7 protein-coding genes are annotated in these 12490 nt (G+C 39.3%); 6 read left to right on the top strand and 1 reads right to left on the bottom strand.

From position 1 onward, the window contains the following. Positions 1-3: 3 nt before the first annotated feature. From rplA to BUA60_RS15565, 6 genes are all read left to right on the top strand, one after another. Positions 4-693, top strand: coding sequence for a 50S ribosomal protein L1 (gene rplA / locus BUA60_RS15590; RefSeq protein WP_031444829.1), 690 nt, complete (start codon positions 4-6; stop codon positions 691-693). Positions 694-715: 22 nt separating this feature from the next. Continuing rightward, the gene (rplJ, locus tag BUA60_RS15585; RefSeq protein WP_072863292.1) at positions 716-1231 is read left to right on the top strand and encodes a 50S ribosomal protein L10; all 516 of its coding nucleotides are present in this window, start codon (positions 716-718) and stop codon (positions 1229-1231) included. A gap of 53 nt (positions 1232-1284) precedes the next feature. Beyond that, positions 1285-1665 (top strand): 50S ribosomal protein L7/L12, encoded by a 381-nt coding sequence (gene rplL / locus BUA60_RS15580; protein ID WP_072863290.1) that lies wholly within the window; start codon positions 1285-1287, stop codon positions 1663-1665. Positions 1666-1801: 136 nt separating this feature from the next. After that, the gene (gene rpoB / locus BUA60_RS15575; protein ID WP_072863288.1) at positions 1802-5611 is read left to right on the top strand and encodes a DNA-directed RNA polymerase subunit beta; all 3810 of its coding nucleotides are present in this window, start codon (positions 1802-1804) and stop codon (positions 5609-5611) included. Positions 5612-5673: 62 nt separating this feature from the next. After that, the gene (rpoC, locus tag BUA60_RS15570) at positions 5674-9972 is read left to right on the top strand and encodes a DNA-directed RNA polymerase subunit beta' (RefSeq protein WP_072863286.1); all 4299 of its coding nucleotides are present in this window, start codon (positions 5674-5676) and stop codon (positions 9970-9972) included. 106 nt (positions 9973-10078) lie between these two features. Next, positions 10079-10390 carry a DUF3467 domain-containing protein gene (locus BUA60_RS15565; RefSeq protein ID WP_072863284.1) on the top strand — a complete coding sequence of 104 codons (312 nt, stop codon included), beginning with the start codon at positions 10079-10081 and terminating at the stop codon, positions 10388-10390. A gap of 61 nt (positions 10391-10451) precedes the next feature. Here BUA60_RS15565 and BUA60_RS15560 read toward each other — a convergent pair whose 3' ends face one another. Next, complete coding sequence (locus tag BUA60_RS15560) at positions 10452-12041, bottom strand: peptide chain release factor 3 (protein WP_072863282.1); 1590 nt, start codon at positions 12039-12041, stop codon at positions 10452-10454. Between the last annotated feature and the right edge of the window lie 449 nt (positions 12042-12490).

Here is a 12490-nt window from a genome sequence, read left to right as displayed (position 1 = left end):
AGAATGGCAAAATTAACAAAGAAGCAAAAGGAAGCCCACAGCAAAATAGATAAGAACAAACTCTATTCTGTTGAAGAGGCATCTGCTTTAGTAAAAGAAATAACCAATACAAAATTCGATGCATCTGTTGAATTGGCTGTACGTTTGGGCGTTGATCCAAGAAAAGCCAATCAAATGGTTCGTGGTGTTGTTACACTTCCCCATGGTACCGGTAAAGATGTTAAGGTTTTGGCTTTGGTAACACCGGACAAAGAAGCAGAGGCTAAAGAAGCCGGAGCTGATTTCGTAGGACTGGACGAGTATTTGGATAAAATTAAAAACGGTTGGACCGATGTTGATGTAATCATCACAATGCCAAGTGTTATGGGTAAGCTAGGTCCTTTAGGTAGGGTCTTGGGACCAAGAGGTCTTATGCCGAACCCAAAGACAGGTACGGTTACTATGGATGTTGCCAAGGCGGTTGCCGAGGTAAAAGCCGGTAAGATCGATTTTAAAGTGGATAAGACAGGAATTGTGCATGCTGCAATTGGGAAAGTATCTTTCTCAGCTGATAAAATTGCGGACAATGCCAACGAACTGTTGGATACATTGGTAAAATTAAAGCCAACTGCAGCCAAAGGAGTATATGTAAAAACTATATATATGTCCAGTACCATGAGTCCTAGTGTTGCATTGGATCCAAAAGCAGTTTAACTGGTAGTTAAAAATTTTTATTATGACAAGAGAAGAGAAATTAAATGTTATACAAGATTTAACTGCGCAGTTAGGGGATAGCTCCACTATATATTTAGCCGATATTTCCGGATTAAATGCTGAAACTACTTCAGCTTTAAGAAGGGCTTGTTACAAGGCTGATATAAAACTTGCTGTAGTTAAAAACACCTTGCTTGCAAAAGCAATGGAGGCTTCGGATAAGGATTTCGGTGAACTTCCATCAGTATTGAAGGGGAATACCTCTTTAATGTTTTCGGAAACCGGAAATGCACCTGCAAAGCTGATCAAGACTTTTAGAAAAAAGTCCAACAAGCCTTTGTTGAAGGGAGCATATATTGCCGAAGCAATTTATGTTGGTGATGATCAATTGGATGCTTTAGAAAGCATTAAGTCTAAAGAAGAAATGGTTGGAGAAATTATCGGATTGTTACAATCCCCAGCCAAGAATGTTATTTCTGGACTTAAATCTGGCGGAGGAAAACTTGCCGGAATCCTTAAGACATTATCAGAAAGATAATACGTACGCACTAAAAACAATTATATTTTAAAATTTTATTAAACGATAGAAAAATGGCAGATTTAAAAGATTTCGCAGAACAATTGGTTAACCTTACAGTAAAGGAAGTAAATGAGTTGGCTAATATATTAAAAGATGAATATGGTATAGAGCCTGCAGCTGCTGCAGTTGCTGTTGCTGCTGGTGGCGGTGCTGCCGATGGTGGTGAGGCTGCTGAGGAAAAATCAGAATTTGATGTTATATTGAAAGCAGCTGGTGCTTCTAAATTGGCAGTAGTTAAATTGGTTAAGGAATTAACTGGTTTAGGATTGAAAGATGCTAAAGACATCGTTGATAGCGCACCAAAAGCCGTTAAGGAAGGTGTTTCTAAAGACGAAGCTGAAGGAATTAAAAAATCTTTGGAAGAAGCAGGAGCGGAAGTTGAGCTTAAATAATAGCAACAACAACCATTAATATTTTGGTTTAGGTCTTTCCGCTTTTTGTGGCTAGACCTAAGCCTTTTTATACATACCGTGTATAGAGGCGTACACTACCCAATTATAGTATTCACGATCAAAATTTTGTCCATAGATGTTCACAAATCAGACTGAAAGAATAAGTTTCGCATCCGCTAAGAACACGCCGAATTATCCGGATTTCTTGGACATTCAGATTAAATCATTTCAAGATTTTTTTCAACTTGAAACTAAATCTGACGAAAGGGGCAATGAAGGGTTGTACAACACCTTCATGGAAAACTTTCCAATTACAGACACAAGGAACCAGTTCGTATTAGAATTTTTAGATTATTTCATTGATCCACCGAGATATTCCATTCAAGAATGTATAGAGCGTGGACTAACTTATAGTGTTCCATTAAAAGCAAGATTAAAATTATATTGTACAGATCCCGAACATGAGGATTTCGAGACCATTGTACAAGATGTGTACTTAGGGACTATTCCTTACATGACGCCTAGTGGTACCTTTGTTATCAATGGCGCAGAACGTGTTGTGGTTTCCCAATTACACCGTTCTCCTGGAGTTTTCTTTGGTCAATCTTTCCATGCCAACGGAACTAAATTGTATTCTGCCAGGGTCATTCCGTTTAAAGGTTCCTGGATAGAATTTGCAACGGATATCAATGGTGTTATGTACGCCTATATTGATAGAAAGAAAAAATTACCGGTTACTACCCTGTTCAGAGCTATTGGTTTTGAAAGGGATAAGGATATTTTGGAGATATTCGACCTTTCTGAAGAGGTTAAAGTTTCCAATGCCGGATTAAAGAAAGTATTGGGTCGTAAATTGGCGGCTAGAGTATTGAATACATGGCATGAGGATTTTGTGGATGAGGATACTGGCGAAGTGGTATCTATTGAGAGAAATGAGATTATCCTGGACCGTGATACTATTTTAGAAAAAGATCACATAAATGAGATATTGGAAGCTGATGTGAAGACTATTCTTTTGCATAAAGAGAATAATGCACAAAGCGATTATGCCATTATCCATAACACCCTTCAAAAGGATCCAACAAACTCTGAAAAAGAAGCGGTTGAACATATTTATCGTCAATTGCGTAATGCTGAACCGCCAGATGAGGAAACAGCACGTGGTATTATAGATAAATTGTTCTTCTCCGATCAACGTTATAACCTAGGTGAGGTTGGACGTTATAGAATGAACAAAAAATTGGGATTGGATATTGGAATGGACAAGCAGGTCTTGACCAAGGAAGATATCATTACCATTATAAAATATTTGATCGAGTTGATCAACTCCAAAGCTGAGATCGATGATATTGACCACCTTTCCAACCGTAGGGTAAGGACTGTTGGTGAGCAGTTATCACAGCAATTTGGTGTTGGTCTGGCACGTATGGCCAGAACAATTCGCGAGCGTATGAACGTACGTGATAATGAGGTGTTTACCCCGATAGATTTGATCAATGCCAAGACCTTGTCTTCGGTGATCAACTCTTTCTTTGGTACCAACCAGTTATCACAGTTTATGGATCAAACCAATCCATTGGCCGAAATTACGCACAAGAGAAGATTATCTGCATTAGGACCAGGGGGACTTTCAAGGGAAAGAGCAGGGTTTGAGGTACGTGACGTTCACTATACGCACTACGGTAGACTTTGTCCTATTGAAACTCCTGAAGGACCAAACATTGGATTGATATCCTCACTTTCGGTATTTGCCAAGGTGAACCCAATGGGCTTCTTGGAAACACCATATCGTAAGGTTGATAACGGAACAGTAAACATTAATGACTTTACTTACCTAAGTGCAGAAGAAGAGGAAGGAATGAAAATTGCCCAGGCAAACATTCCTATGGATGAAAAAGGAACCATCACTGCAGAGAAGGTAATTGCAAGGGAAGAAGGGGATTTTCCAGTGGTTGATCCTGCTGAAATTCAGTATACCGATGTTGCGCCAAACCAGATAGCGTCTATTTCGGCATCTTTAATTCCGTTTTTGGAGCATGATGATGCCAACAGGGCTTTGATGGGATCTAACATGATGCGTCAGGCAGTTCCATTATTGAAGCCTGAATCACCTATCGTAGGTACAGGTTTGGAACGTCAAGTAGCGTCAGATTCAAGAGTATTGATCAATGCAGAAGGAGATGGGGTTATAGAATATGTTGATTCCCAAAAAATCACTATTAAGTACGACCGTACCGAAGAGCAAAGATTGGTAAGCTTCGAAGAGGATTCCAAAACTTATGAATTGGTGAAGTTTAGAAAAACCAACCAAGGAACAAGTATTAACCTTAAACCAATTGTTAAGAAGGGTTACAAGGTTAAAAAAGGACAGGTCCTTTGTGAAGGTTATGCAACGGAAAGTGGCGAATTGGCCTTGGGTAGAAACTTGGTAGTGGCGTTTATGCCATGGAAAGGTTACAACTTTGAGGATGCTATCGTAATTTCTGAAAAAGTGGTTCGTGAGGATATCTTTACGTCTATCCACGTTGATGAGTACGCTTTGGAAGTAAGGGATACCAAATTGGGAGCTGAAGAGTTGACCAATGATATTCCTAACGTTTCTGAAGAAGCAACCAAGGATTTGGATGAATACGGAATGATCCGTATTGGAGCGGAAGTTAAGCCTGGGGATATTTTGATCGGTAAGATCACTCCTAAAGGTGAGTCCGATCCTACTCCGGAAGAAAAATTATTGCGCGCCATTTTTGGTGATAAGGCCGGTGATGTAAAAGATGCTTCCTTAAAGGCATCCCCATCTCTTAGAGGGGTTGTTATAGACAAGAAATTGTTCTCAAGATCTGTTAAGGATAAGCGTAAGCGTTCCGAGGACAAGGAAGAACTTTCCAAATTGGAGTTGGAATACGAAGTAAAGTTCCAACAGTTGAAAGATGTATTGGTTGAAAAACTATTTACATTGGTCAACGGCAAAACTTCTCAAGGGGTATTGAACGACCTTGGGGAAGAAGTGTTGCCAAAAGGGAAGAAATATACCATGAAAATGTTGAATGCCGTTGATGATTTTGCCCATTTGGTTGGTGGAAGTTGGACTACGGATAAGGAAAGCAATACCATGGTAACCGACCTTTTACATAACTATAAGATTAAGTTGAACGACCTTCAAGGTAACCTTAGAAGGGACAAGTTCACGATTTCTGTAGGAGATGAATTGCCTGCAGGTATTATGAAATTGGCCAAAGTTTATATTGCTAAAAAACGTAAACTAAAGGTTGGTGATAAAATGGCGGGTCGTCACGGAAACAAAGGTATTGTTTCCAGAATTGTACGTCATGAGGACATGCCGTTCCTGGAGGATGGGACACCAGTGGATATCGTATTGAACCCATTAGGGGTACCTTCACGTATGAACATTGGACAGATATATGAAACTGTATTAGGATGGGCCGGATTAAAATTAGGGAAGAAATATGCGACCCCAATTTTTGATGGTGCTACATTGGATGAAATCAATGCCTATACCGATGAAGCTGGAATTCCAAGATTTGGTCATACCTATCTTTATGATGGTGGTACAGGTCAGCGTTTTGATCAGCCAGCGACAGTTGGGGTTATCTATATGTTGAAACTAGGACATATGGTAGACGACAAGATGCATGCTCGTTCAATAGGACCATACTCACTTATTACGCAGCAACCATTGGGTGGTAAAGCACAATTTGGTGGACAGCGTTTTGGAGAGATGGAAGTTTGGGCACTGGAAGCATATGGTGCCTCTGCTACTCTACGTGAAATATTGACCGTTAAGTCGGATGATGTTATAGGTAGGGCTAAAACGTATGAGTCTATCGTGAAGGGAGAGACCATGCCAGAACCTGGTTTGCCAGAATCTTTCAACGTATTAATGCACGAACTTAAGGGATTAGGTTTGGATATTAGATTGGAAGAATAATAAGGATTGGTTTTGAACACTATTCCTAATAACAAGAATTAAATTAGTATCAGAATATAGTTATGGCTAGACTAAAAGATAATAATACCATTAAAAGGTTCGATAAAATTTCAATCGGTTTGGCATCTCCAGAAGCTATTTTGGCAGAGTCAAGAGGTGAGGTTTTGAAACCTGAAACTATTAACTATAGAACGCACAAGCCTGAGCGGGACGGTCTATTCTGTGAGCGTATTTTTGGTCCTGTAAAGGATTATGAATGTGCTTGTGGTAAATATAAGAGAATCCGTTACCGTGGTATCGTTTGTGATCGTTGTGGGGTAGAGGTAACAGAGAAAAAGGTACGTAGAGATAGGGTAGGACACATTAATTTGGTGGTTCCTGTTGCCCATATCTGGTATTTCCGTTCTCTGCCCAATAAAATTGGTTACCTATTAGGTTTGCCTTCCAAGAAATTGGATATGATCATTTACTACGAGCGTTATGTAGTAATTCAGCCAGGTATTGCCAAGGGACCCGACGGTGAGGAAATCCAAAAAATGGATTTCTTGAGCGAAGAGGAGTATTTGAATATATTGGAATCCATTCCACAAGAGAATCAGTACTTGGAAGATACCGACCCAAACAAGTTTATCGCTAAAATGGGTGCGGAATGTCTTATTGACCTTTTGGCAAGAATAGACTTGAGCCAATTGTCTTATGAATTGAGACATAAGGCCAATACGGAAACTTCAAAACAACGTAAGACCGAGGCCTTGAAAAGGCTTCAGGTAGTTGAAGCTTTAAGGGAATCCCAAGAAAATAGGGAGAACAGACCGGATTGGATGATCATGAAGGTAATTCCTGTTATTCCGCCAGAATTGCGTCCATTAGTACCATTGGATGGTGGTCGTTTTGCAACTTCGGATTTGAACGATCTTTACAGAAGGGTTATTATAAGAAATAACCGTCTTAAGAGATTGGTCGAAATTAAGGCCCCTGAGGTAATTCTTAGAAATGAGAAACGTATGCTTCAAGAGGCAGTGGATTCTTTATTTGATAACACACGTAAAGCATCTGCAGTTAAAACCGAATCCAATAGGCCACTTAAATCACTTTCGGATTCATTGAAAGGAAAGCAAGGTCGTTTCCGTCAAAACCTTTTGGGTAAACGTGTGGATTATTCGGCTCGTTCGGTAATCGTCGTTGGACCTGAAATGCAGTTGTTTGAATGTGGTTTGCCAAAAGATATGGCCGCTGAATTATACAAACCTTTTGTAATCCGTAAGCTGATTGAAAGAGGTATTGTAAAAACGGTGAAATCTGCCAAGAAGATTATAGATAAGAAAGAGCCTGTAGTTTGGGATATACTTGAAAATGTTTTAAAAGGACATCCGGTATTGCTAAACCGTGCTCCTACATTGCACAGATTGGGTATTCAGGCGTTCCAGCCAAAGCTTATTGAAGGTAAGGCTATACGTTTGCACCCATTGGTATGTACTGCATTTAATGCGGATTTTGACGGGGATCAAATGGCAGTTCACTTGCCTTTGGGACCTGAGGCTATTTTGGAGGCGCAACTTCTAATGTTGGCATCACATAATATCTTGAACCCTGCAAATGGTTCGCCTATTACCGTACCATCACAGGATATGGTCTTGGGTCTTTATTATATGACCAAAGAAAGAAAGTCTACTCCAGAAGTACAGGTGAAAGGAGAGGGTCTTACATTCTATTCCTATGAAGAGGTGGTTATAGCCTTTAATGAGGGAAAATTAGATCTTAACGCCGGTATTAAAGTACGTGCCAAGGATTTTAATGAAGCTGGTGAATTGGTTAATCAGATCATTCCAACAACAGTTGGTAGGGTATTGTTTAACATGGTAGTTCCAGAGCAGGCGGGTTACATTAATGAGGTATTGAACAAGAAATCGCTTAGGGATATTATTGGTAATATATTAAGTGTTACCGATGTTCCTACCACTGCCGAGTTCTTGGACAAGATCAAAACTATGGGGTATGAATTTGCCTTTAAAGGTGGATTGTCCTTTAGTTTGGGGGATATTATTATTCCACCAGAAAAGCATGAAATGATTGCCGATGCCAATACACAGGTAGATGGTATTATGGCCAACTATAACATGGGTCTTATTACCAATAACGAACGTTACAATCAGGTAATTGACGTTTGGACATCTACCAATGCTATGTTGACAGAATTGGCAATGAAGCGTATTCGTGAGGATCAGCAAGGATTTAACTCTGTGTATATGATGTTGGATTCTGGTGCAAGGGGTTCCAAGGAGCAGATTCGCCAGTTGACCGGTATGCGTGGATTAATGGCGAAACCAAAGAAATCTACTGCAGGAGGTGGGGAAATCATTGAAAACCCCATTTTATCCAACTTTAAAGAGGGTCTATCCATCCTTGAATACTTTATATCTACCCACGGTGCACGTAAGGGTCTTGCGGATACGGCGTTGAAAACGGCGGATGCAGGTTATCTAACACGTCGTTTGGTGGATGTTTCACAAGATGTAATTATTAATATTGAGGATTGTGAGACTCTTAGAGGGGTTCAGGTTGAGGCTCTTAAGAAAAATGAAGAGATTGTTGAAACATTAGGGGAGCGTATCCTTGGAAGGGTTTCTTTACATGACGTTTACGATCCTATTTCTGAAGAATTGCTTTTAAAGGCAGGTCAGGAAATTATGGAATCGGATGTTAAGAAGATAGAAGCATCCCCAGTTGAAAAAGTAGAGGTACGTTCTGCATTGACATGTGAGGCCCAGAAGGGTATCTGTGGTAAATGTTATGGAAGAAACCTGTCTACCAATAAAATGGTACAAAGAGGGGAGGCTGTTGGTGTAGTAGCTGCACAGTCTATTGGTGAACCAGGAACACAGTTAACATTGCGTACTTTCCACGTGGGAGGTATTGCAGGTAACATCTCTGAAGAAAATAAATTGGAAGCCAGATTTGCTGGTATTGCAGAAATTGAAGATTTAAGGACAGTTTCCAGTCAAGATGGAGAAGGTAAAAAATCTGAAATAGTAATTTCTAGGACATCAGAGATTAAGGTTGTAGATGCAAAATCTGGAATAACGCTAAGTACCAATAACATTCCTTACGGTTCACAGTTATTCATTAAGAATGGTGAAAAAATCGAGAAAGGTCAAGTTATTTGTTCTTGGGATCCATATAACGGGGTTATTGTTTCAGAATTCCCTGGGCAGATCGCCTATGAGAATATAGAACAAGGTATAACTTATCAGGTAGAAATTGATGAACAAACTGGTTTCCAAGAGAAAGTAATTTCTGAATCCAGAAACAAGAAATTGATACCTACCTTATTGATCAAGAACAATAAGGATGAAGTGTTGCGTTCTTATAACCTTCCGGTTGGATCGCATATTATGGTTGATGATGGTGACAAGATCAACGAAGGTAAAATTTTGGTAAAAATACCGCGTAAATCGGCTAAGGCTGGGGATATTACCGGTGGTCTTCCAAGAGTTACCGAATTGTTCGAAGCTCGTAACCCATCCAACCCTGCGGTTGTTTCCGAGATAGATGGTGTTGTTTCCTTTGGTAAGATAAAGAGAGGTAACCGTGAGATTATCATTGAATCCAAACTGGGTGAGGTTAAGAAATACTTGGTGAAACTGTCTAATCAAATTCTTGTTCAAGAAAATGATTATGTACGTGCCGGGATGCCATTATCCGATGGATCAATCACTCCAGAGGACATTTTGGCAATCAAAGGACCTTCAGCTGTACAACAATACTTGGTGAACGAAGTTCAGGAAGTATATCGTTTACAAGGGGTGAAGATCAATGATAAGCACTTTGAGGTGGTAGTTCGTCAAATGATGCGTAAAGTACGTATAGAAGATCCGGGAGATACTATCTTCTTGGAAAATCAATTGGTTCACAAAGATGATTTCATCCAAGAGAACGACGAGATTTTTGGACAGAAAGTGGTAGAAGATGCAGGTGATTCCGAAAATTTAAAACCAGGTCAGATTGTAAGTGCCCGTGAATTAAGGGATGAAAATTCTATTCTTAAACGTAACGATAAGAATTTGGTGACGGCTAGGGATGCTGTAGCAGCAACTGCTACACCTATCCTACAAGGAATTACACGTGCTTCCTTGCAGACGAAATCATTTATCTCGGCCGCTTCTTTCCAAGAAACGACCAAAGTACTTAACGAAGCTGCTGTTAGCGGTAAGATAGATACTCTGGAAGGATTGAAAGAAAACGTTATTGTTGGTCATAAAATACCAGCAGGTACGGGTATGAGGGATTATGAAAATATCATTGTAGGCTCCAAAGAGGAATACGATGAAATCATGGCCCGAAAAGAGGAATTGAAATTCTAAATAATTAGAACCTCGGTGTTATTCACCGAGGTTTTTTTTTGGACAATTGACAAATTAATTGTTCTTTACCATTTAATTAAATAGTAATAGATAATCATTTTATATAATGAGTGATAAAGACCAGAACCAAAAACAGATCAATATAGAATTGGATGAGAAAACAGCTGAAGGAATATATTCCAATTTGGCTATAATCAATCATTCTGTTTCGGAGTTTGTAGTGGATTTTATTAGTATGATGCCCGGTGCTCCCAAGGCAAAGGTAAAAAGTAGAATTGTGCTTACCCCGCAGCATGCCAAGAAATTCTTAAAGGCCCTAGGCGATAATGTTAGTCGCTTTGAAAAGGCCCATGGAACCATAAAAGATTATGAGCAGCCCCCAATTCCATTAAATTTTGGACCAACCGGTGAGGCTTAAAAATCAAAAAACCTTCTGTAGTTACAGAAGGTTTTTTAATTATAAGGGAATCCAAATGCTATTAGTCGAATTCTGAAGTAAAATGCAGTTTTACATTGGGATATTTTTGCTGTGTCATCTGCAATGAAAACTGGGAGTCCGCAAGAAAAACGAGTTGTTTTCTCTTGTCCTTGGCCAAAAACTTCTGTTTTACTCGTTTAAACTCCTTAAATTCCTCACTATTCTTATCTTTTGGGTCTACCCAGCACGCTTTGTAAACCGGGAAATTCTCATACGTACATTTGGCGCCATATTCATGCTCCAAACGGTATTGTATCACTTCAAATTGTAGGGCGCCCACGGTTCCTATTACCTTTCTATTATTCATTTCCAAAGTGAATAACTGGGCGACACCCTCATCCATCAACTGATCAATTCCCTTGTTAAGCTGCTTGGCTTTCATAGGATCGGCATTATTGATATATCTAAAATGTTCCGGGGAAAAACTGGGTATGCCTTTATAATGTAAAATTTCACCCTCCGTTAAAGTGTCCCCAATTTTGAAATTCCCGGTATCATGCAGTCCAACAATATCCCCTGGATAGGAAATATCCACAATTTCCTTTTTTTCGGCAAAAAATGCATTGGGACTGGAGAATTTTAAATTTTTGTTTTGGCGAACGTGTAAATAGGGTTTGTTTCTTTCAAAAGTACCGGAAACTATTTTTATGAATGCAAGCCGGTCCCTGTGCTTGGGATCCATATTGGCGTGTATCTTAAATACAAAGCCCGTTAATTCTTTTTCATTGGCTTGGACCAGACGTTCTTCTGCCATTTTTGCCCGCGGCGAGGGAGCAATATCTATAAAACAGTCCAATAGTTCCCTTACCCCAAAATTGTTAAGGGCGGAACCAAAAAATACGGGTTGCTGTGTTCCCTTGAGGTAACTTTCCTTGTCAAATGGTGGGTATACCCCATTAACCAATTCTAAATTGTCCCTAAGTTCCGTGGCTGCTTTGGTTCCGATGATTTTTTCAAGCTGAGGGTTATTTATATCGTCGAAAGCAATGGTATCTTCAATATTCTTTTTACTATCCCCGCTAAAAAGGTTTATGTTTTTTTCGTAAATATTGTAGATTCCTTTAAAATCATACCCCATACCAATGGGGAAACTTAAAGGAGTTACTGAAAGGCCCAATTTTTGTTCAACTTCGTCCAATAAATCGAAGGCATCCTTCCCTTCCCGGTCCAATTTGTTAATGAATACGATCATTGGGATGTTACGCATTCTACAAACTTCTACCAATTTTTCAGTTTGCTCCTCCACACCTTTGGCAACATCAATGACAACAATTACGCTATCAACGGCCGTAAGGGTTCTAAAGGTATCTTCAGCAAAATCCTTGTGACCTGGGGTATCCAGGATATTTATTTTTTTGTCTTTGTATAAAAAGGCAAGAACAGAGGTGGCTACCGAAATACCCCTTTGTTTTTCAATTTCCATGAAGTCACTGGTGGCCGTCTTCTTTATCTTATTGTTTTTCACGGCTCCCGCTTCCTGAATGGCACCCCCGAAAAGTAGTAATTTTTCCGTGAGCGTTGTTTTCCCCGCATCGGGATGTGATATTATACCGAAAGTCCTTCTTCTTTCAATTTGTTCCCTAAAACTCATTGATTATTTGATTTCGGCAAAAATAAGTCAAATTAATTTTTTTCAACCAGCAAATACCGGTAAATAAGGCAAAGAAATAATTATTGGTAGATATTCTGGATTAAACGCTGCATTTCATTCATACTTGGTTTTAGTTCATTTGAGTTTAGGGTGTATGATTGGGTAGGTTTAGGGTCGTTTTTTTAGCTTAATTTTTTTCAGGTTGGCAATTAATTCTTTGGGATTCTTTTTACGAAGTTTCGGAATTTCAGCAAACTTTATTCCGCTTTTAAAGCTGACTAACTAGAGTCATTTTGGAAAATAATAATTGTTCAATTTCGGGATTAAATTAGTCTTTTGTCTACTTTTTAACTAGGAAAAAACTTACAATGAATGATTGCTTTACGATCTATTTTTAACTCATAAACGCAATATCTTTGAGGTCGTTTTATAAAACAATTAACACTTTG

Origin of the sequence: Arenibacter palladensis (assembly GCF_900129275.1) — a bacterium.
Lineage (GTDB): Bacteria > Bacteroidota > Bacteroidia > Flavobacteriales > Flavobacteriaceae > Arenibacter > Arenibacter palladensis.
This window is presented reverse-complemented; position numbering and strand designations above follow the sequence as displayed.

Coding starts and splice junctions, on each gene's coding strand:
- rplA (WP_031444829.1), top strand. CDS start 4: ATGGCAAAATTAACAAAGAAGCAAAAGGAAGCCCACAGCAAAATAGAT.
- rplJ (WP_072863292.1), top strand. CDS start 716: ATGACAAGAGAAGAGAAATTAAATGTTATACAAGATTTAACTGCGCAG.
- rplL (WP_072863290.1), top strand. CDS start 1,285: ATGGCAGATTTAAAAGATTTCGCAGAACAATTGGTTAACCTTACAGTA.
- rpoB (WP_072863288.1), top strand. CDS start 1,802: ATGTTCACAAATCAGACTGAAAGAATAAGTTTCGCATCCGCTAAGAAC.
- rpoC (WP_072863286.1), top strand. CDS start 5,674: ATGGCTAGACTAAAAGATAATAATACCATTAAAAGGTTCGATAAAATT.
- BUA60_RS15565 (WP_072863284.1), top strand. CDS start 10,079: ATGAGTGATAAAGACCAGAACCAAAAACAGATCAATATAGAATTGGAT.
- BUA60_RS15560 (WP_072863282.1), bottom strand. CDS start 12,041: ATGAGTTTTAGGGAACAAATTGAAAGAAGAAGGACTTTCGGTATAATA.